The organism is Streptomyces sp. NA02950 (genome assembly GCF_013364155.1).
GTDB lineage: Bacteria > Actinomycetota > Actinomycetes > Streptomycetales > Streptomycetaceae > Streptomyces.
Genome location: NZ_CP054916.1, coordinates 2,069,337 through 2,089,584, shown reverse-complemented (window position 1 = coordinate 2,089,584; position 20,248 = coordinate 2,069,337). Strand labels below are relative to the sequence as shown.

General features: G+C 70.4%; 19 protein-coding genes, 1 tRNA gene and 1 pseudogene. 6 read left to right on the top strand and 15 right to left on the bottom strand.

The annotated features are described in order from the left end of the window. Positions 1–12 precede the first annotated feature (12 nt). The gene (gene fdhD, locus HUT19_RS08695; RefSeq protein ID WP_176179896.1) at positions 13–873 is read right to left on the bottom strand and encodes a formate dehydrogenase accessory sulfurtransferase FdhD; all 861 of its coding nucleotides are present in this window, start codon (positions 871–873) and stop codon (positions 13–15) included. Between the two features lie 70 nt (positions 874–943). Continuing rightward, on the bottom strand, positions 944–1,240 hold the full coding sequence (locus tag HUT19_RS08690; RefSeq protein ID WP_176179895.1) for a hypothetical protein: 297 nt from the start codon (positions 1,238–1,240) through the stop codon (positions 944–946). 251 nt (positions 1,241–1,491) lie between these two features. Here HUT19_RS08690 and HUT19_RS08685 point away from each other — a divergent pair, with 251 nt between their 5' ends. Both HUT19_RS08685 and HUT19_RS08680 read left to right on the top strand, forming a co-directional pair. Next, positions 1,492–3,036 carry an aldehyde dehydrogenase family protein gene (locus tag HUT19_RS08685; protein WP_176179894.1) on the top strand — a complete coding sequence of 515 codons (1,545 nt, stop codon included), beginning with the start codon at positions 1,492–1,494 and terminating at the stop codon, positions 3,034–3,036. 143 nt (positions 3,037–3,179) lie between these two features. After that, positions 3,180–3,264, top strand: a tRNA-Leu gene (locus HUT19_RS08680). Between the two features lie 670 nt (positions 3,265–3,934). Here HUT19_RS08680 and HUT19_RS42875 read toward each other — a convergent pair. Further along, complete coding sequence (locus HUT19_RS42875; protein ID WP_254885492.1) at positions 3,935–4,336, bottom strand: hypothetical protein; 402 nt, start codon at positions 4,334–4,336, stop codon at positions 3,935–3,937. Between the two features lie 110 nt (positions 4,337–4,446). Between HUT19_RS42875 and HUT19_RS42870 the strand changes: the two are divergent. Then, positions 4,447–4,689: pseudogene (locus tag HUT19_RS42870) on the top strand (helix-turn-helix transcriptional regulator); the annotation flags it as partial. A gap of 314 nt (positions 4,690–5,003) precedes the next feature. Here the strand turns inward: HUT19_RS42870 and HUT19_RS08670 are convergent. Further along, positions 5,004–6,338: an MFS transporter gene (locus tag HUT19_RS08670; protein WP_176179893.1), complete on the bottom strand. Its 1,335-nt coding sequence runs from the start codon at positions 6,336–6,338 to the stop codon at positions 5,004–5,006. A gap of 221 nt (positions 6,339–6,559) precedes the next feature. Beyond that, on the bottom strand, positions 6,560–8,548 hold the full coding sequence (locus tag HUT19_RS08665; protein WP_176179892.1) for a serine/threonine-protein kinase: 1,989 nt from the start codon (positions 8,546–8,548) through the stop codon (positions 6,560–6,562). 109 nt (positions 8,549–8,657) lie between these two features. Between HUT19_RS08665 and HUT19_RS08660 the strand changes: the two genes are divergently transcribed. Continuing rightward, complete coding sequence (locus tag HUT19_RS08660) at positions 8,658–9,500, top strand: SDR family NAD(P)-dependent oxidoreductase (RefSeq protein ID WP_176179891.1); 843 nt, start codon at positions 8,658–8,660, stop codon at positions 9,498–9,500. On the opposite strand, the gene HUT19_RS08655 is transcribed toward HUT19_RS08660, so the two are convergent. Next, the gene (locus HUT19_RS08655) at positions 9,497–10,093 is read right to left on the bottom strand and encodes a TetR/AcrR family transcriptional regulator (protein ID WP_176179890.1); all 597 of its coding nucleotides are present in this window, start codon (positions 10,091–10,093) and stop codon (positions 9,497–9,499) included. The genes HUT19_RS08660 and HUT19_RS08655 overlap by 4 nt on opposite strands. Before the next feature lie 121 nt (positions 10,094–10,214). Then, on the bottom strand, positions 10,215–10,652 hold the full coding sequence (locus tag HUT19_RS08650; RefSeq protein WP_176179889.1) for an ATP-binding protein: 438 nt from the start codon (positions 10,650–10,652) through the stop codon (positions 10,215–10,217). 161 nt (positions 10,653–10,813) lie between these two features. Here HUT19_RS08650 and HUT19_RS08645 point away from each other — a divergent pair, with 161 nt between their 5' ends. Together HUT19_RS08645 and HUT19_RS08640 are read left to right on the top strand one after the other, a co-directional pair. After that, on the top strand, positions 10,814–11,671 hold the full coding sequence (locus tag HUT19_RS08645; RefSeq protein WP_176179888.1) for a helix-turn-helix transcriptional regulator: 858 nt from the start codon (positions 10,814–10,816) through the stop codon (positions 11,669–11,671). Beyond that, a complete protein-coding gene (locus tag HUT19_RS08640; RefSeq protein ID WP_176179887.1) occupies positions 11,668–11,853 on the top strand; it encodes a DUF397 domain-containing protein in 186 nt (61 codons plus the stop codon). Before HUT19_RS08645 ends, HUT19_RS08640 begins: the two co-directional genes overlap by 4 nt. Before the next feature lie 91 nt (positions 11,854–11,944). Here HUT19_RS08640 and HUT19_RS08635 read toward each other — a convergent pair whose 3' ends face one another. The 8 genes from HUT19_RS08635 to HUT19_RS08605 all read right to left on the bottom strand — a co-directional run bounded on the left by HUT19_RS08635 (position 11,945) and on the right by HUT19_RS08605 (position 20,243). Further along, positions 11,945–12,337 carry a hypothetical protein gene (locus HUT19_RS08635; protein ID WP_176179886.1) on the bottom strand — a complete coding sequence of 131 codons (393 nt, stop codon included), beginning with the start codon at positions 12,335–12,337 and terminating at the stop codon, positions 11,945–11,947. Positions 12,338–12,727: 390 nt separating this feature from the next. Next, entirely contained in the window at positions 12,728–13,888 is a 1,161-nt protein-coding gene (locus HUT19_RS08630) for an LLM class flavin-dependent oxidoreductase (RefSeq protein ID WP_176179885.1), read from the bottom strand. 113 nt (positions 13,889–14,001) lie between these two features. Next, a complete protein-coding gene (locus tag HUT19_RS08625; RefSeq protein WP_176179884.1) occupies positions 14,002–15,201 on the bottom strand; it encodes an SfnB family sulfur acquisition oxidoreductase in 1,200 nt (399 codons plus the stop codon). 23 nt (positions 15,202–15,224) lie between these two features. Further along, positions 15,225–15,779: an NADPH-dependent FMN reductase gene (gene ssuE, locus HUT19_RS08620; protein ID WP_176179883.1), complete on the bottom strand. Its 555-nt coding sequence runs from the start codon at positions 15,777–15,779 to the stop codon at positions 15,225–15,227. A 92-nt stretch (positions 15,780–15,871) separates the two neighbouring features. After that, positions 15,872–17,089 (bottom strand): acyl-CoA dehydrogenase family protein, encoded by a 1,218-nt coding sequence (locus HUT19_RS08615; protein WP_176179882.1) that lies wholly within the window; start codon positions 17,087–17,089, stop codon positions 15,872–15,874. 43 nt (positions 17,090–17,132) lie between these two features. Beyond that, on the bottom strand, positions 17,133–18,242 hold the full coding sequence (gene sfnG, locus HUT19_RS08610; protein ID WP_176179881.1) for a dimethylsulfone monooxygenase SfnG: 1,110 nt from the start codon (positions 18,240–18,242) through the stop codon (positions 17,133–17,135). Positions 18,243–18,486: 244 nt separating this feature from the next. Continuing rightward, positions 18,487–18,567, bottom strand: coding sequence for a putative leader peptide (locus HUT19_RS44210; RefSeq protein ID WP_368661744.1), 81 nt, complete (start codon positions 18,565–18,567; stop codon positions 18,487–18,489). A gap of 125 nt (positions 18,568–18,692) precedes the next feature. Next, positions 18,693–20,243: a GMC family oxidoreductase gene (locus HUT19_RS08605; RefSeq protein WP_176179880.1), complete on the bottom strand. Its 1,551-nt coding sequence runs from the start codon at positions 20,241–20,243 to the stop codon at positions 18,693–18,695. Positions 20,244–20,248 lie beyond the last annotated feature (5 nt).

The window sequence follows — 20,248 nt, the reverse complement described above, 5'->3', positions numbered from 1 at the left end:
CACGGCGCGGCCTCAGCGCTCGACGGCCCCCGTCGGCAGGGCGACGCGCTCCTCGCCCGCGTACACGTTCATCGAGGTGCCGCGCAGAAAGCCGACCAGGGTCAGCCCCGTCTCCGCGGCCAGGTCCACGGCCAGCGAGGACGGTGCCGAGACCGCCGCCAGTACCGGGATCCCCGCCATGACCGCCTTCTGCGCCAGCTCGAACGAGGCGCGGCCGGAGACCAGCAGCACCGCCCCGGACAGCGGCAGCAGCCCCTGCTGGAGCGCCCGTCCGACCAGCTTGTCCACCGCGTTGTGGCGGCCCACGTCCTCCCGCACGTCCAGCAGTTCGCCGTCCGGGGTGAACAGCGCCGCCGCGTGCAGTCCGCCGGTCCGGTCGAAGACGCGCTGCGCGGCGCGCAGCCGGTCGGGAAGGGCGGAGAGCGTCCGCGGCTCGATCCGCACCCCCGCCGTCTCCGCGCCGTCCGCCGTCAGCGGCCACCGCGCGGTGGTCCGTACGGCGTCCAGGCTGGCCTTTCCGCACAGTCCGCACGACGACGTCGTGTAGACGTTCCGCTCCAGGGTGATGTCCGGGACGGCGACACCGGGCGCCAGCTTCACATCCACCACGTTGTACGTGTTCGAGCCGTCCTCGGTGGCGCCCGCGCAGTAGACGATGTTCGCCAGCTCGTCCTGGTGCCCGAGCACCCCCTCGCTCACCAGGAAGCCCGCGGCGAGGGCGAAGTCGTCTCCGGGTGTCCGCATGGTGATCGCCAGCGGTTTGCCGTTCAGCCGGATCTCGAGCGGTTCCTCGGCCACGAGGGTGTCGGGCCGCGCGCTGACCGCGCCGTCCCGGACGCGGATGACCCGGCGCCGCTCGGTGACCCGTCCCATGTCGATCAGTCCCGCTTCCGTGCGTGGTTCCGTACCGCCCCATTGTCCAGCACACGGACGGGCTCGGGCTTCAGCGGCCGGGGTTCTCCAGGCGCTCCATACGGTCCACCGCCTCCTTGGCCTCCACCAGGTCCGCGTCGGTGAGCTTGCGGTAGACCTTGATGGCCTCGACCTTCTTGTTCTCCCGCAGCAGCCTCACCACCTCCTCGACGCCGGGCTGGGGCACGGTGATCCCCAGATGGTCGATGACCAGGTCGACCTTGCGCTCGATCCGCGCGGCCCTGCGGTCCAGGCGTCGCATCCTGCCGTCGATGGCGGGGTAGAGCAGGACCAGCGCAAAAAGAGTGATGTAGACAGCTATCTCCATGGGCGGCAAGCGTAATGGCCTGCCTCTCCGACGACATGGACGGACGAGGTCCACTGCCTGGACCGACCTGTGCGCCCAGTCGGCTGACGTGATGTCAGCCATATCGGGAAGGGAACCGGGGCATCCGCGCGCCCTGGACCAGTACCGTCACATGCGTACGGAACTCGCACGTCACTTCACGCTCCGTACGGAACCGCACATCGGAAACGCCACCCCCGCCCCGCCCGTGCGCACGAGAGCGGAGACAACAGATGGCACCCACCCTCACCCTCAAGCCCAACACCGCCTGGGACGACGCCTGGCGACGCTGCCTGGCGCTCGCACCCGAGGCGTTCCAGGACGACGGCGTCCACAACCTCTGGAACGGCCGCTGGCAGGCCGACGGCCATGCGCTTCCCGCCACCACCCCCGTCGACGGCAGTCCGATCGCCGGTCCGCCGCGCCTCGACGCCGACACCGCTCACCGGGCCGTACGCGCCGCCCTCGACCAGCACCGCGAGTGGCGCCACACCGCCCTGCCGGAGCGGCGGGCCCGCGTCGTCGCCGCGCTGGACGCGCTCACCGAACACCGCGACCTGCTCGCCCTGCTCCTCGTCTGGGAGATCGGCAAACCGTGGCGACTGGCCCGCGCCGATGTGGACCGGGCCATCGACGGTGTCCGCTGGTACGCCGAGGAGATCGAGCGCATGGTGCGGGGCCGTGCCCCACTGCCCGGACCGGTGTCCAACATCGCCAGCTGGAACTACCCGATGAGCGTCCTCGCCCACGCCATGCTCGTCCAGGCGCTGGCGGGCAACGCCGTGATCGCCAAGACCCCGACCGACGGCGGGCTGGCCTGTCTCACCCTCGCCTCGGCGCTCGCCGTCCGTGAGGGCGTCCCGATCACACTCCTCAGCGGCAGCGGCGGCGAACTCTCCGAAGCCCTGGTCCGCTCGCCGGAGATCGGCTGTGTCTCCTTCGTCGGCGGCCGTGACACCGGCGCCCGCGTCGCCACCGCCGTCGCCGACCTCGGCAAGCGCCACATCCTGGAGCAGGAGGGGCTCAACGCCTGGGGCATCTGGAACTTCACCGACTGGGACGGCCTCGCCCCGCGCATCCGCAAGACCTTCGACTACGCCAAGCAGCGCTGCACCGCCTATCCGCGCTTCGTTGTCCAGCGCTCGTCCTTCGACGCCTTCCTCTCCGTCTATCTGCCCGCGGTCCGTTCGGTCCGGGTGGGCCATCCGCTGGCGGTGGAGCACCCCTCGGACCCCTTTCCCGAGCTCGACTTCGGTCCCCTGATCAACGCGGCCAAGGCCAAGGAGCTGAACGACCAGGTCGCCGAGGCCATCGACCGCGGCGCCGTCCCCCTGCACCGCGGCGATCTCGCCGACGGCCACTTCCTCCCCGGCCAGGACCTGTCCGCCTACGCGGCACCGGTCACCCTGCTCAACCCGCCCTCGACCTCACCCCTGCACCATGCCGAGCCCTTCGGCCCGGTGGACACCATCGTCCTGGTCGACACCGAGGCCGAACTGCTCGCCGCCATGAACGCCAGCAACGGCGCCCTGGTCGCCACCCTCTCCTGCGACGATCCCGCCACCTACGACCGTCTCGCCCCTCAGATCCGCGCCTTCAAGACCGGCCACGGCGTCCCCCGCTCCCGCGGCGACCGCGACGAGCTGTTCGGCGGCTTCGGTGCCTCCTGGCGCGGCGCCTTCGTCGGCGGCGAGCTGCTGGTCCGGGCCGTCACCGAGGGTCCGGAGGCCGAGCGACTCCCCGGAAACTTCCCCGACTACCACCTGATGCCGGACTGACGCCGAGCGTGACGACCGTCCGCCCCGGGTCCGCGTCACCCCAGGTCGGCCCCGCCCGGGGCGGTGCGCATACGCAGGTGAAACGCACTCCAAAACCTTGGTATCGTTGTCCATGTCGCCGCGGGGGACCGCGGGGCACACCTGTCCGGGTGGCGGAATGGCAGACGCGCTAGCTTGAGGTGCTAGTGCCCTTTATCGGGCGTGGGGGTTCAAGTCCCCCCTCGGACACTCTGACCGCACACATCGATGGTGCTGACCGGATCCCGGTCGGCACCATTTGTGTTGTGTGACCTGTGTTCCGCGGCGGAGGGCGAACAGCGGACCGACGCTCTTCCGGTCCCTTCATCTGCCTGAAAGGCAAGGGAATGCCCGGCCGCTCACCGGCGGGTAGAAGCGGAATTCCGGACAGGCGGAGCAGGGTGCGCCTCGGCATTTCGAGTGCTCAAGGTTTCGCCGTACGTGCGCTGTTTCGACGGGGGAACTCGGTGTGTGATCTCCGGCCGTTGTGTGTTGACGTTCTGGGTTTGCTGCGGGCGGCTGGAGCACGGCCCTTCGGACCGGACCGCAGCCGTGGTGAGAGCGGCATTACCTTCAGCGTCCAAGGGCCGGATCGTGTTACCCGGACAGGATCGGCCGGTCGCGCCGAGGGGCAATGGCCGGGGAGTAACACGCATGTGCGGCGCGGCGCTGTGTGTACTGCCGATTGATCATCGGTGCGCGTCCTTCCTGGTCGATTCCGGTCCCCCCCGGTTCAGGGAGACAGGACGCGTGGCGCGGGCGGGTTGCACGCCGTCCGCCCGCGCCCGTCCCTCATGTCGGGCCAAGACGGCGGCGGCCGGTCTCCCTTCCACGAGAAGGGGTACCGGCCGCCGTCCACACCTCGGTGAGGTGCGAGGTGTCAGAGCCGTCGCACCCACGCCGCGGCGCCGTGGCCGATTGCCAGGTAAATCGCCGCGGGAAGTGCGTAGTTGAAGAAGACGCGGACGCTCTCCGCGTCCATCGTGAAGATGTCCTGTGACCAGCCCGCGAGCCAGTCGGCCATACCGTGAACGAAGTCGACGAAGACATTCGCCTGATTCGCGTCGAGCAGGTACAGCAGGATCCACAACACCAGAAAACCCGCGGCGATGTCCGCGAGGGTGTGAATGATCAGCGCTGTCCTGTCTGCCCCGAGACCTCTCTCATTGCGTATCCGACGCTGAGGGGCGCCATGGTGGACGCTGGAGTCGTCAGGGTATGGGTGATTTTGATCGTTGCTGTGCGGACCGTTTTCGGCTCGGTAGCCATGGGGGTAACTCATGAGCCTTCCCTAGCCTCCCGAGCATCACCGAAACCTTCTTCACACTCGTTTCACACCGGCTTTCTCGGCGCGTTATCCATTCTTCTGGACTGCGCATCACCCGCATGGCGATGGATTTTTTGAAGCCCCCGCAGGCAGCTCCACTGATCATCGGCTCCGAGAGCGCACGACTCGTAGGCGTCACCCGTGCCGCGGTCTTCAACTGGAGTCGGCGCTACGACGACTTCCCCGCGCCTGCGGGCGGCGGCGTGAACAGCCCGTTGTTTGCCCTGGACGATGTGCAGGCATGGCTGGACCGGCAGCGTAAGGGACAGCGGGTTTCCGGGGAGGTCCAACTGTGGCAGGTGCTGCGAGGGCCTGCGGTGCCCCTGTCGGGCAGGACGCGTCCTCGGGCGTAGGGCCCTCCGTTCGGCAGCCGCAGGCGGAACTCCGGGTACCCGTCGGCCATGGGTCTCCTCGCGCGCCTACCGGACGGATTCCTGCGGGCAGCGCAGTAGGGGCCACTGCGCGCGCCTGCGTTTTGCCTGCAATGGCGAGGAGGAACTGCCCGCCCGACCATTGGCCCGGCGCGCCCGTAGGCGTCCGTGCGGCGCCGTGGCGCCGGTGCGGATGGACCGCACCGGCGCCGGCGAAGCCGCGGCCGCGGCCGCGGCTCGGACGGTCGATGTCACTCCCGGGCGGCCGCCCGCCGTGCGAGAACTCTGATCGACAGGAGCGCGATCACGGCGAGGCCGATGATGTAGCCGGAGACGGCCATCGAGGTGCCCGTCGCCTCCAGCAGCAGCACCATGATGAACGGCGCCAGACCTCCGCCGAGCACCGCGGCGATCTGGTAGCCGAGCGAGGCGCCGGTGTAGCGCATCTCGGCGGTGAACAGCTCGGCGAACAGAGCCGCCTGCGGCCCGTACATGATGCTGAGGAAACAGCTGGTGACGAACGTGCCGACGGCCAGCCACAGCAGTGACTTGGTGTCGATGAGCAGGAACAGCGGGACCGCCCAGACCAGGAGGCCGACCGCGCCCGCGGCGTAGATCCGCAGCCGTCCGATGCGGTCGGACAGCGCGGCGGCGGCGGGGATCAGCACGAGCTGGGTGACGCTGACGCCGAGCGAGACGAGGAGCACCGACTCGCGCTTCATACCGAGTTCGCGGGTCGAGTAGTCCAGTACGCCGGTGATGATGATGTAGAACGTCGCGGTGTTCACGGCGAAGGAGCCGCCGGCGAGGAGCACGGTGCCGAGGTGGTTGCGCAGGATCGTCCGCAGCGGGGAGCGCTGTTCGTTCTTCTCCTGCTCGGCCAGCGCCTGTTCGGCCTCGCGGAACTCGGGGGTCTCCTCGACGCGGGCGTGGATGTACCAGGCGAGGGCGAGGACGAGGAAGCCGACCAGGAACGGCATCCGCCAGCCCCAGGACGCGAAGGCGGCGTCGTCGGTGAGGGCGCCCGCGGTGAGGAACACGGTGTTGGCGGTGACCACGCCGATCGGCACCCCGAGCTGGACGAGGCTGCCGTAGAGCCCGCGCTTCCCCTCGGGTGCGTACTCGGTGGCCATCAGCATGGCGCCGCCCCACTGGGCGCCGACCGCGATGCCCTGCATGACGCGGAGCAGGACGAGCACCAGCGGTGCCGCGATGCCGATGCTCTGGTACGTCGGCAGGATGCCGATACCGGTGGTGGCGAGGCCCATCAGGGTGAGCGCGAGGACGAGCATCGGCTTGCGACCGCGTTTGTCACCGAGCTGACCGGCGATGATGCCGCCGATGGGGCGGGCGAGGAAGCCGACCGCGAAGGTCGCGAAGGCGGCGAGCACACCGGCCGAGGGGTTGCCCGCGGGGAAGTAGAGATCCGGGAGGACAAGAGCGGCGGCGATGCCGAAGACGAAGTAGTCGTACCACTCGACGGCGGAGGCGAGGGTGGCCGCGGTGGCCACGCGGCGGCGGTGTGGGTCGGCGGGAGGGGGCGTCTGGGCTGTACTGGCGAGCGGAGACGGGGGTGCCGTGTCCATACGTGCACACTCCTGAGGGTGCGGGGACGAGGAGTGCGGGGACCGTACCGACCGGCTGGTATGTAGGTCAATGGGATCGTGCGCAGGAGTTTTTACTTTCCCATTACCGGTTAGTAGTGTTCGCTGACGCCCCCATGCACGGCCGGGGTGAGCGGCACCTCCGGGTACGGACGTCGCTCAGCGGCGGCATCCCCGCACGGCGGCCGGTCTTCCTGGTCGGGTCACTCGACGCGCTCATAGTGGTATCCGTCGCCGTGGGCGGGTCCGACGTCATGGCGGATGCCGCTCGAGCCGTCGAGGACGAAGGAGGAGGGGGCGGAGTCCGCGCAGACGGCGGGGCTGGAGCGCGCCTCCTCCACTTCGGCGGTGCCGATGTCGATACGCGCGCCGCTGTCCGTCACGGCAACCAGTTCGGCCACCTGCTCGCAGTGGGCTCCGCCGGAATCGGAGATGAGGGTGACCGCGTGCCGGCCGGGGGCGGCCCGGTCAATGGTCACCTTCTGCGGTTGCGGAGCGTACGGTGAGGTGAGGGACCAGGTGCCGACGAACCGCGCCGGAACCCGGTTGTCGGATGTGCCGGAGCCGGGCGAGCCGGGGCCGGGCGAGCCGGGGCCGGTACCGCCGCTGCTGCCAGTGTCACTGCCCGTGCCGGGAGTGGACCTGGTGATGTTGCCAGGCGTTCCGCTGCCGTCGGAGGTGGAGGCGCCGCCGGAGGAGCCGTGGTCACGGTCACCACCGGACGACGACGGACCGGGCCCGGCCTCGCGGGCGTCCCCGCCCTGGCGCCTGTCTCCCTCCTTGCCCTGGTGCCTTCCCGTGTCACCGGGGTCCTTCGACGGTGAAGGCGTGTGGTGCGGGGCGGAGTTGGCCGGCCGGGGCGCGGCGGTGTGGTGGTCGCCGGGGGCCGCCCCTCGCCTGCCGCCATCGCGGTCGAGGAGGGGCACGGTGCTGCCGGTGACCGCTACGACGACGGCGACGATGCCGACGCCCCAGGTTCTGCGACGGCTGACGCGCGTGGGCCCGGGGGCGGTTGTGGCTCCGGCGGGGGCGGAAGGAGGAGTCTTGGCTGCCGGTGCCGGTTTCCGCTCCGGCTGTGGTGCGGGCTCCGGTGCCGCCCGTTCCGGCGTCGGTGCCCTGGACTTACCGGAGGGCGCCGACTGCGGCGGCGCGCCGACCGCGGAGGCGTCGGGGCCCGCTGGAGCCGCGGGAGCCGCCGATCCGGGTGCCGGAGCCGGCGCCGGTTCCGCGGTGGACGGCGCCTCCGAGTCGAGAAGCCGTGCCGCGTCCTGCGCAAGGCGGGCCACGAGCCCCGGGGGCAGCCAGGCCCGCTTCGCGGCCTCCGAAGGCCGCGCCCGCTCGGGATCCGCCAACAGCGCGTCCACGCCGGTGCGTTCGGTGGGCGTCTTCGTCAGACAGCGGGCGATCAGGGCGCGCAGCGGTGGGTCCTCGATCGGGGTCAGATCCGGCTCGGACTCGACGGCCCGGTACATCAGCGCGTGCTGATTGCTCGCGTCGCGCCCGAACGGCAGCCGCCCCGTCGCCGCGTACATCAGGACACAGCCGAGCGCGAAGACGTCGGCGGTGGGCCCGATCTCCTCTCCGATGATCTGTTCGGGCGCCATGAACCCGGGCGAGCCGATGACCCTTCCCGTGCTGGTCAGCAGGGACTCCGCAGATCTCTGCAACGCGCGTGCGATACCGAAGTCGATCACCCGTGGGCCCTTGACGGTGAGCAGCACGTTGGACGGCTTCAGATCGCGGTGCACGATCCCGGCGCCGTGAATGACCTGGAGCGCCCGTAACAGCCCGTCGGCCAGTACGTGCACGGAGGCGGTGGGCAGCGGACCGTACTCCCTGAGGGCCTGGCCCAATGACGGACCCGGCACATAACCGGTGGCCACCCAGGGTTGCCCGGCGTCCGGGTCCGCGTCGAGCACGGGTGCGGTGTAGCGGTCACCGACGCGTCGGGCCGCCGCGATCTCCCGGCGGAAGCGCGCCCGGAACTCCCGGTTCGAGGCGTGCTCTTCGTGCACCACCTTCACAGCCACCGTGCGACCGCCCCCGGAGCGGGCCAGATAGACCCGGCCCATGCCGCCGGCGCCGAGCCGGCCGAGCAGCGCGTAGGGGCCGATCCGGGGCGGGTCGGCGGGCGACAGCGGCTGGATACTCCGGGTGCCGCCGTCCCGCTCGTCGTCGTGGTCACTGCTCATGCCGCTCCGCTCTCTGACGTCCTGCCACCGTCCAGTGTGCCCGATCGGACGCCTCCCATTGAAGCATCTTTCTAGAATTAACTTCTAGTAAGGCGCTACAGTGCCCGGTATGGAGGACACCTTGACGACGGTGGTGACAGGCGGCAACCGGGGCATCGGCTACGCGGTGGCCTCCGCACTCGTGCGGCGGGACTGCCGCGTCGTGCTCGTCACCAGGGACCGCGAGCGCGGGGAACGGGCGGCCGCGGCACTGGGGGGCTCCGTCGACCTGGTGACCGGCGATCTGTCCGTACTCTCCGAGGTGCGGTCGGTGGCGGACGAATTACTGCGACGGTGCGGCTCCATCGATGTGCTGGTGCACAACGCCGGCGTGTGGCCCACCCGGCTGGTGAACACCCCGGACGAGCTGGAGCGCTCTTTCGTCGTGAATCACCTGGCGCCATTTCTGCTCAACCGCCTCCTGGAGGGGCGATTGCTGGAGAGCCGGACCCGGGTCGTCCACGTCAGCGCCGGCCTGTACATCAAGGGACGACTCGATATGGACCGCACCCCCGTGGGCGCGGACTTCCATCGGATGCGTACCTACTGCACCACCAAACTCGCCAATCTCCTCATGGTCCCGCTGTTCGCCGATCGTTGGCGGGGAACGGGCGTGACCGTCGACGCGGTACACCCGGGGGTGATCAGGACCGGTCTCGGAGACCCCGGCGGGGTGCCGGGCGTTCTCCTGAAGGCGATGAAACGGTCCTGGGCCAGCCCCGAGCGAGGTGCCACGCCCGTGGTCCGGCTCGCTCTCGAATCCGGTGGCGCTTCCGGTCGCTACTTCGATGCCGACCGGCAGGCCCCCCTGGCGCCCGTCGCGGCAGACCAGGCCCTGGCGCAGCGGGTCTGGGACCAGGCCGAGACGCTGACAGGGCTGACAGGGCTGAACGCGACCGAAGGCAGACCCTAGTCCGGTCGAAGAGACCGCCAGATCCGGTCGGGCAGGATCCGCGCCGCCTGGGCGAGGTCGATGTCATACGTGCTGGACAGCCAGCGGCGCGCGGTTTCGGCAACCGGTCCGATCACCAGTGACTCGATCAGGGGCTCGGGGGTGGGCAGGATCTCGCCGGATTCGATCCGCGGCCGCATCCAGTCCACGATGCCTTTCAGCATGACGCCCTTGGCGGCGCGGATCCGGTCGGCGTGAGCCGCGAGGTAGCCCGAGTACGCGGAGGCATGGATGAAGAGCGCGGCGTCGGGCCGTTCCTCGGTGAAGCGCAGATAGGCCCTGACGATCGCGGCGACACCGGTGCGGGCGGTGCGGGTACGGGTCACGGCAGTGGTCAACTCGTCGAACAGCTCCGCCATGCACTTCGTGTAAAGGGCCGCCGCGAGACCGTCGAAACTGCCGAAATGGTGGTAAAGACTGCCGAGACTGACGCCAGATGCCTCGGTGACCGCGTTCACCGTGAACCCCTGCTGGCCCGACGAGGCGTAGACCTCCAGGGCGGCCGTCAGGAGACGGTCGACGGTTGCCTCGCCGCGCTGCTGCTTAGGAGACATGGTTCGAACCTGTTGGCGTCATGGCGGACAGCCTAATGCACCAGAACTGGAAGAAATTTCCAGAAGAACGCCCCACGGCCCCAGCCGGCGGGAAGGTGTCGCCGACGGATCACCCATGGGCTCAGCCGGAGCGGGGGTCCAGCTCGGCCCATACGGTCTTGCCCACGGGCTGGTGCGGCTCGGTGCCCCAGCGGTCGGCGAGCGTGGCGACCAGGAGCAGGCCACGGCCGGATTCGCGGTCCGGTGGCGGGGTCGAGACGAGCGCGGGCAGTTTCTCGCCACGGGTGTCGGTGACCTCGATGCGGAGGACTCCCGTCGCCTCGTGCTGGGTGAGGGTGAGCCGGAAGTCGCGGCCCTGGACGCGTCCGTGCAGTGCCGCGTTCGCGGCCAGCTCGGCGATGATTCCCTCGGCGCGCTCGGTGAGGCTTGGCGATACCGGCCAGGTGCGGAGCTGTTCGACGGCGAACAGGCGGGCGAGCCGGGCCCCGCGCCGGGTGGAGGACAGGCGCTGAGTGAAGGCTCGTGGGGTGGCGGGGAGTTGGGACGTGCTTACGTTCATGGGACCACGGTGGTGGGTGTGCGGTGGCCCTCGCCAGCGGCGCGCTGCGTACGCTGAGTCAGCGTACATGCGCGTTCGGTGGACGGTACGCCGGTTGATCCATCACCCTGGGTGAGTGAGCGCGGGGGCCCTCGCACGTACGCAGCTGGAGGTGTCCGCGTATGACGACCGACAACGCCTGTGTGACAGGGGACGGCGACTGGGAACGGGAGCCCGACCCCTCCGACAGTCTGCGGACCTTCGGGGCCGTCGTCCAGGCCCTGCGCGAGCACGCGGGCCTGAGCCGGGTGGAGTTCGGGGAACTGGTCCAGTTCTCGAAGCACACGGTGGCCTCGGTGGAGCTGGGGCGGCGGATGCCGGACGAGTCGTTCGTGGAGCGGGCGGAGGAGGTGTTGGGCAACACGGGTGCGTTACGGAAGGCGGCGGGGTTTCTGACGCGCGGCAAGCCGGGGCTCGCGGCGTGGTTCCGGCGGTGGGCTCGGCTGGAGCGGGTGGCGGTGAGCCTGTGTACGTACGAGTGCAGGCTGGTGCCGGGGCTGTTGCAGTCGGAGGCGTACGCGCGTGCGGTGTTCGACAACAGCATTCCGCTCCTGACGGACACGCAGTTGGAGGAGCAGGTGACGGCTCGGCTGGAGCGGCAGAAGATGCTGTACGAACGGCCGAACGTCCCGTTCACCTTCATCGTGGAGGAGTCGGTCCTGCGGAAGCGGCTCGGCGGTTCGGAGGTGTTGCGGGGTCTGTGCGACCACGTGCTGGAGCTCAGCGCTCTGCGCAATGTGATCCTTCAAGTCATGCCGGTGGACGCGGAGTTCCATGCGTGCCTGGATGGCCCGGTTCAGCTGTTGGAAACCGCAGAGGGACGGCGGCTCGCGTACTCCGAAGGGCAGCAGAACGGACGGTTGATCACTGGTCCGAAAGAAGTGAGCCTCCTGCATCAGCGCTATGACACACTGCGGTCGCAGGCCCTGAACCCCCAAGACTCCCGGGGCCTACTGGAGCGACTGCGAGGAGTGCTATGAGCAGGTCCGAACTCGCCTGGTTCAAGTCCAGCTACAGCGGTACCCAGGGCGACAGTTGCGTAGAGGTCGCCGTCACCGAACAGGCCGTCCACGTACGGGACTCCAAGGACGTGAGCCGCCCTGCCCTCGCGGTCGGACGCGAAGGCTGGAGCCAGTTCGTCCAGTACGCGGCGCGCGGCTGAGCCCAAGGGCGGAGGTGTAGGCCGACTTCAGGCCCCGCTCCGGCCGACCCAGCGGCGAGTGCACCGCCGGGCCGCGTCTCAGCCCGGGTCCTCAGACGAAGTGGATGACCCAGAAGTCGATGAGAATCGCCAGCGGGTCGGGCCATTCGATGTTGAGCCGGAATCGGATCTGCCCCGATTCCGGTACGACGTTGTGCACGGTGAAGGGGGCGAGTCCCAAGAAGGAGCCGGCCGTCGCATCGCCGAGAACTATCGCTTCTCCGGCAGCGAGCCACGCCTTGGAGTCGGGCCGCATCTCGGGCCAGCCCGTCAGGAGATAGTCCCCCATGCCCCGTCGCTTGAACGTCCAGGGGTGGCGGTAGGCCTCACTCGTCGATTCGAGTCCGCCTCTGTCGCCGACCGCATAGCTCACGCTGCTCCGCATGATTCTGGACTGGTCGACTTCTTCTGTCTGAAGCTCTATGTCGGTGTACGTAGTGGACATGGTCGACTCCGGTAGAGCGAGATTTCCCCCGAGCCATGACTACTGCGAGCGTAACGCCGGAGTATGCGGCTCGCATGATGGCTCGGGTCTCGGCCTCAGCCACGGCAGCCCTGCGCCCCGGCCGCGCCGTGGGCAGATAGGAGCGCAGGAAGCGGTCCAGGGCCTTGCGGCGCCTGGACACGTCTTTCGGGGTCGGGGTGAACGGATAGGCCTCCAACGCGAGCGTGGTGTTCTTCCCCTTCGGCGGACGGGACATGGCTATGAGCGCCCCTGTCCGCCCGTCGGGCATCGTCCCCGATGTTCACCTTCTTCGGGTTGCGGTACCTGATCAGATCGTCCTTCTGGTCCGGCCCCCTACGCGTAGTTTCCGAAGACGGCCGGACCGAGCTGTTACGAGGTCCCGGACACCGCGAAGGGCACCTGAGCGGCAGGCGGCGGGGCGGCGTCGGTACGGGCCGGATGGGCCCACAGCCCCCGCGCCCGGAGCAGCGGCAGCACACCCTCCCCGAACCAGTACGCCTCCTCCAGGTGCGGATAGCCGGAGAGCACGAACTCCTCGATACCGATGCCGTGGTACTCCTCGATCCGCTCCGCCACCTCGGCGTGGCCGCCCACCAGGGCGGTCCCCGCGCCACCACGGACCAGACCGATCCCGGCCCACAGATTGGGGTGGATCTCCAGTGCGTCCCGGCTGCCGCCGTGCAGGGCGAGCATGCGTCGCTGCCCCTCGGACTCGCTGCGCCCCAGCCCGTTCTGGACGGCCCGTACGGTCTCCGGGTCGAAACCGTCCAGCAGCCGCCGGGCCTCGGCCCACGCCTGCTCGGCGGTGTCCCGGGTGATGACATGCAGCCGGATGCCGAAGCGGACGGTGCGCCCCTCGCGCTCGGCCAGCCCGCGGATCCAGGCGATCTTCTCGGCGACCTGGGCGGGCGGTTCGCCCCAGGTGAGATAGACATCCGCATGGCGGGCGGCCACCTGCCCGGCGGCGGGGGAGGAGCCGCCGAAGTAGATCTCGGGCACCGGGTCGGGCAGCCGGGCGAGTGTGGCGTCCTCCACCCGCAGATGGTCCCCGGCCAGATCGACGGTCGCGCCGTCCCACAGCCCGCGCACGATGTGGAGGAACTCGCCGGTGCGGGCGTAGCGGGCGTCCTTGCCGAGGAAGTCGCCGTAGGCGCGCTGTTCGTGGCTCTCGCCGCCGGTGACCACGTTGAGCAGCAGTCGGCCGCCGCTCTGCCGCTGGTAGGTGGAGGCCATCTGTGCGGCGAGCGTCGGGGAGACGAAGCCGGGCCGGAACGCCACCAGGAACTTCAGCCGTTCGGTGTGCCGGCTGACCATGGCCGTGGTCAGCCAGGCGTCCTCGCACCAGGCCCCGGTCGGGGTCAGCGCGCCGACGAAGCCCAGGTCCTCGGCGGCGCGGGCGATCTGGGTCAGATAGCCGACGGACGGCGGACGGTCACCGCCCGCCGCGGTGACGGGCGTTCCGTGGCCACCGCCGACCACGTGGCGGCTGTCGCCGTTGGTGGGCAGGAACCAGTGGAAGGTGAGGGACATCGCGGATCTCCGTGGTCGGGGTGCGGGGGTGCGGGTGTGCGGACTCGGGCGGGGGACGCGGGTGCGCGGACGGGGCTTGAGCGGCCTCGCCGACGTCCGGCCCCGCGGAGCGCTCAGAGCAGTCCGTGGCGGGGCGGCCGGATGCCGCCCAGCACATAGCGGCCGATGTGCTGGACCTTCCAGCGGGCCGGATCGTGGAGGGTGTGGGTGCGGGCGTCCCGCCAGTGGCGGTGCAGATTGAGCGAGTCCAGCGCCGACCGGGTGCCGGACACCTCGAACAGGGCGCTGCCGGTCTCGACCGCCGCCTCCGCCGCCGCCACCTTCGCCGCGGCCACCGCGATCGACGCCTCGGCGGCGGTGTGGTCGGTGAGGTCGTCCCGGGCGGTGTCCACCGCGAGGGCGGCGGTGGACAGCAGGGCCTCGGCGGCCCGCACCCGGATGGCCAGTTCGCCGAAGCGCTGGATGAGCAGCGGGTCCTCGGCCGCGGTGTCCACCCCGCTCTCGAACCACGGACGGCTGCTGGTGCGTACGAACTCCACCGCCTCGGCCAGCGCCCCGGAGGCGATCCCGGCGTCGATGGCCGTGTGCAGCAACTGTGCGACGGAGCCGTGCAGTTGGGGCCCCTGAAAAGTGAGGTGGTGCGGTATGACGCGGTTCGCGGGCACCGGCACCGCGTGCAGCCGTACGGTGCCGCTGGCGGTCGTCCGCTGGCCCATCCCGTCCCAGTCGTCGACGACGGTCACCCCGGGCGCGTTCCGCGGGACGTACGCCACGTGCAGCGTGTCGTCCCCGGCGCGGGCGAGCACCGGGATCCAGTCGGCGAACAGGGCGCCGGTGGAGTAGTGCTTGACACCGGTGAGCGTGTACGAGCCGTCGGGCAGCGGCTCCAGCCGGGTGCGGATGTCCTGGACGTGCCGGGTACCGGCCTCCGACTGGGCGTTGCCGAACCGCTTCCCCGCCAGCACCTCGCCGAAGAAGAACGCGCGCTGCTCCGGTGTGCCCTGACGGCGGAGCACCTCGATGTAGACGAAGTGGCTCTGCGGGATCTGGGCGAGACTGGCGTCGGCCGAGGCCAGCAGCCGGAACACCTCGGCGAGGGTGCGGGCGGTCACCTCCGCGCCGCCGTGCCCGGCCGGGATGGTGACGGCCGGCAGTCCGGACGCGGACAGCCGGTCCAGTTCGGCGCGCGGCAGCCTGCGCGCGGCGTCGCGTTCGGCGGCGCCCGCGCGGAACTCCTCGGCCAGCCGCGCGGCCACCGCCAGCGCCTCGGCGTCGTCCGCGATGATGTGCACACCTTCGGGCGGGGAGGACATGGGCGTACTCCTCGGGAGGGGGTTCAGCCGGCGGCGGCGAACACGGCGGTGCGGCCGAGCGCCACCGAGAACTGGTCGACCACCTGCCCCAGCGCCTCGGCAGCGCCGGGCGACACGGTCACCCCGCCGTCCGGGTCGACGGTGATGTCCTTGTCGAGGGTGAACCAGCCCTGGACGATATGCGCCGCGCCCATCGACGACAGCACGGGCCGCAGGGCGTAGTCGATGGCCAGGACATGCGCCGTGGTGCCGCCGGTGGCCAGGGGCAGCACGGTCTTGCCCGCGAGCGCGTACTGCGGCAGCAGATCCAGCAGCGACTTGAGCAGCCCCGAGTAGGCGGCCTTGTAGACGGGGGTGCCGACGACGATCCCGTCCGCCTGCTCGACCAGGGCGGTGGCACGGGTGATGGCCGGATGGCTGAAGTCGGCACCGAGCAGCGCGGCGGCGGGCAGCGTACGGACGTCCAGCGGGACCACCTCATGGCCCTGTGCGGTCAGTCGCGCGTCCAGATGGCGCAGCAGCCGGGCGGTGCGGGAGGTGGCGGAGGGGGAGCCGGAGAGGGACAGGACGGTGGCCATGGGGGACCTTTCGAAGAACCGGGGGTGCGGGGTGGGGCTGCGGGGCGGGTGCGTCGGCCCGCCGACGGGCCGACGCACCCCCGGAAGAGCGGTCAGGAGTACCAGGTGGGCTGGGGGAGTTCGCCGGTGAGCACATGGCGGCCCACCTCACGGCGCTTGTAGGCCACCGGGTCGTGCAGGGTGTGGGTGCGCACATTGCGCCAGAAGCGGTCCAGACCGTCGGCGGAGGCGGTGGAGCGGGCGCCGGTGACCTCGAAGATCCGGCTGCTGACCTCGAGGGCGACCTCGGTGGCACGCGCCTTCACCGCGGCGGCCCGGACCTCGAACGCGCCGCGGGCCTCCTCGGTCACCGCGTCCGGGTCGTCGTGCAGCCGCTGGCCCTCGGCGGCCACGGTGTCCGCGAAGGACTCCACCGCCCAGAGCTTGGCGGTGAGATCGCCGTAGGTGTCGATGACATGCGGCTCCTCGACGGCCGTCTCGTATCCGCCGTGCAGCCAGGAACGGGACCTGGTGCGGGTGTAGAGGGCGGCGGTCTCCAGGGCCCCGGCCGCGATGCCCAGGTAGAAGCTGACGAAGACCAGCTGGATCGTCGGTACGTTCAGGGTGTTGTAGACACGGGGCCGGAACTCCTTGTCCACATAGCCCGCGGCGGCCGACCAGGGGACGCGCACACCGTCGATCGTGACGCTGCCGCTCTCGGTGAGCCGTTGGCCGATGTTGTCCCAGTCGTCCTCGAAGGCCAGCCCCTCGCTGTCGGACGGGACGATGGCGAACACATGGTTCTCGGTGCCCTCCAGGACACCCTCCAGCACGGTGACGTCGGAGACCTTGCTGCCGGTGGAGAAGGACTTGCGGCCGGTGAAGGTGAGGGTGTCGCCCTCGTCCCTGACGACCACGTCGTTGTCGCGCGGGTTGACGGCGCCTCCGAAGAACCACTGGTTCCGGGCCGCCTCGGCCTCCACCTGCTCCCACTGTTCCCGGGTGGCGACCAGGCGGGCGGCCCAGTTCCACAGATAGTGGTAGCCCAGCAGCTGGCCGATCGAGCCGTCGGCCTTGGCGACCTCGCGGACCACCCGGTACGCGGTGGTCCAGTCCTGGCCGCCGCCCCCGTGTTCGGCGGGGCCGAGGAGGGTGACCAGGCCCGAATCCTTCAGCAGCCGGATCTCGGCGTACGGGGTGGCTCCGGCCTTGTCGCGCGCGGCCGCGTCGGTGGCCAGGACGCCGGCGACGTCGGCGGCGCGCCCGATCCAGCCGGCGGCGTCGGTGGGGCGGGGGCGAGTGTTCCAGTCGACGCGGGTGACGGTGCTCATGGGGGTTCCCCTTTCGGTGTGCGCGGTGAGATGGCGGGCCGGATCAGATGAGGGCGGGCTCGGGCTCCGGCAGTTGCGCCTCCAGCTCACGGACCAGCGGCAGCACCCGGGTGCCGAAGTACTCGACCTCCTCCAGGTAGTGCAGGAAGCCGAGGAGGAAGAGGTCCACGCCGAGCCGCTTGTAGGCGACGATGCGCTCGGCGATCTGCTCGGGGGTGCCGATCAGCCCGGTGCGGAAGCCGTCGTTGTACTGCACCAGGTCCTCGAAGGAGGAGTCCTGCCACATGCCCTTGCCGTCGCTGGTGGACTGCCCGGCCTGCCGTACGGCGTCGCGGAAGCCGTGGACGGCGTCGGTGTCGGCCTTGGCGACGATCTCGCGCAGGGTCTCCCGGGCCTCGGCCTCGGTGTCACGGGCGATGAGGAAGCCGTTGAGCCCGAAGCGCGGAGCCGGCCGGCCCGCGGTGGCGGCGGAGGCACGGACGTCCCGGAGCTGCTCGGTGACCCCGTCGAAGTCCTTGCCGTTGCTGAAGTACCAGTCGGAGACCCGGCCCGCCATGGCGCGGGCGGCGGTGGAGTTGCCGCCCTGGAAGATCTCCGGATGCGGGCGGTCGGGGACGTCCACCGGCTTGGGCTTCAGCGAGAAGTCGCGGATCCGGTAGAAGTCCCCGGCCAGGTGGGCGTGGTCCTCGGTCCAGATCGTCCGCAGGGTACGGATGAACTCCTCGGCGCGCCGGTAGCGTTCGTCGTGCTCGAGCCAGGGCTCGCCGAGCGCGGTGAACTCGCCCTTGAACCAGCCGCTGACCACGTTCACCGCGAACCGTCCGCCGGACAGCTGGTCGGCGGTGGCGCCCAGTTTGGCCAGCACCCCGGGGTGCCAGAGCCCCGGGTGGACGGCGGCGATGACCTTCAGCCGTTCGGTGGCGAGCAGCAGGGCGAGGCTGAAGCTGGTCGACTCGTGCTGGTACTCGGCGCCGTAGCTGGCCATGTAGCGGACCTGGCTGAGCGCGTAGTCGAAGCCGTTGTTCTCGGCGAGCCGGGCCAGCTCGCGGTTGTAGTCGTAGCCCCAGTCGGTGCGTTGCTCGATGGCACTGGTGACCAGGCCACCGCTGACGTTGGGTACCCAGTAGGCGAAACGGAGGGGGTCTGCGGGCATGGGGGGACTCCCGGAAGACAGGTGCGGGCAGGCGGGATCGGCGCACGGCGTTCGACGGGGGCGTCGCCGTGCGGGGACGAGCTGTGTGGCTACGCGCCAGGAGCGGGAAACGGCGGCGCGCAGCGGCAGCCGGACATCAGCCGGATGTCGGGAGGAGAAGGCACACAAGAACCACGGGGCTCAGTGGGGGAGAGCGGCGGGACGCGCTCGGGCCCGGTGGTGGATCAGGCCGGATGCGACCGGATCAGGCCGTGCAGCAACAGAACGAGCTGGAGACACGCGCGAGGTCGACATGGCGTCGCCGCGTGAGGTCCTGTCGCTTCATGCCATCGATCCAACCAGCGGTACCTCCGGCCGGTCAAGAAGTCCCAGCTCACATTCCATATCCCGGACACGGGGGCCGGGGTGCGGCATGGGCGCCGCGCGCGGGTCGTCCCACGGCTCACGGCGTCATGGATGACGGCGCTTGATCATGTCCGAACACTTCTCGCCGATCATCATCGTGGTGATGCACGGGTTGACCGCGACCAGATGCGGCATCACCGAACCGTCGCACACCCGCAGCCCCGCGACCCCCTTGACCCGCAGCTGGGGGTCGAGCGGCGCGGCCGGGTCGTCCGGGGCGCCCATCCGCACCGTGCAGGACGGGTGGTAGACGGTGTTGTGTGTCTGCCGGATGTAGTCGAACAGCTCGTCGTCGGTGTGCACATCGGGGCCCGGGGCGAGTTCGGCGCCCGCCCACAGGGCCAGCGCGGGCCGGGCCGCGATGTTGCGGGCGACCCGGAACCCCTCGGTCATCACCCGGATGTCGTGCTCGTGGGTGAAGTAGCGCGGATCCACCCGGGGTTTGTCGCGGAAGTCGCGGGTGCGCAGCCGTACGGTCCCGGTGGAGCGGGCGCGCGTCACATTGGGGGTGAGGCAGAAGGCGTTCTCGGAGGTCGGATAGCCGCGCCGGTAGGTGTTCATGTCGAACGGCACCGAGCCGTAGTGGAACATCAGGTCCGGGCGGTCCGGACCGGGTTCCGTGGGGGAGAAGATGCCGATCTCCCACCACTGGGTGGAGCGGGTGACCATGGGCTGCTCGGCGTTCCACATGATGACGCCCTCCGGGTGGTCCTGGAGGTTCTCGCCGACACCGGGGGAGTCCACGGCCACCTCGATGCCCGTCTCGCGCAGATGGTCCGCCGGGCCGATGCCGGAGAGCATCAGCAGCTTCGGGGAGTCGATCGCGCCGCAGGAGACGATCACCTCGCGACGGGCGTGCACGGTGTGGGTGTGGATGAGGTCGGGGGCCAGATAGTCGACGCCCGTGCAGCGCCGGTCCTCGTTCAGCACCAGCCGCTTGGCCTGGAGCCCGGTGCGCACCTCCAGATTGGACCGCCCGTCCATCACCGGATGGAGATACGCCACCGAGGCGGAGCAACGGGTGCCGTCCTCACGCGCGTTGATCTGGAACCAGTTGGCGCCGTGCACCACGGTGGTGCCGGAGTTGAACGGGACGGTGGGGATCCCGGCCTCCTCGCAGGCCGTGAGCAGCGCCACCCCGCACGGGTCCTTCGGCGGCACACTGCGGATGGTGACCGGGCCGTCGTGGCCGTGGTGGTCGCCGGGCGCGTCGTTGGACTCCAGCCGCCGGAACAGCGGGAAGCAGTCGGCGGCCGACCAGCCGTCCAGCCCCTGGGAGGCCCATTCGTCGAGGTCCTCGGCCGGGGCCCAGAAGGCGATGCAGGAGTTGTGCGAGGAGCAGCCGCCGAGCACCTTGGCGCGGGCGTGCCGCATAAAGCTGTTGCCGCTGCCCTGCGGCTCGATGGGGTAGTCCCAGTCGTAGCCGGACTCCAGCAGCCCCATCCAGCGGTCCAGCCGCAGTACGTTGTCGTCGCCGACGTCGGAGGGGCCCGCCTCCAGCAGACACACCGAGATCGAGGGGTCCTCGCTCAGCCGCGCCGCCACGACCGATCCGGCCGTACCGCCACCGACCACCACGTAGTCGAACTCGTCCACGGGCC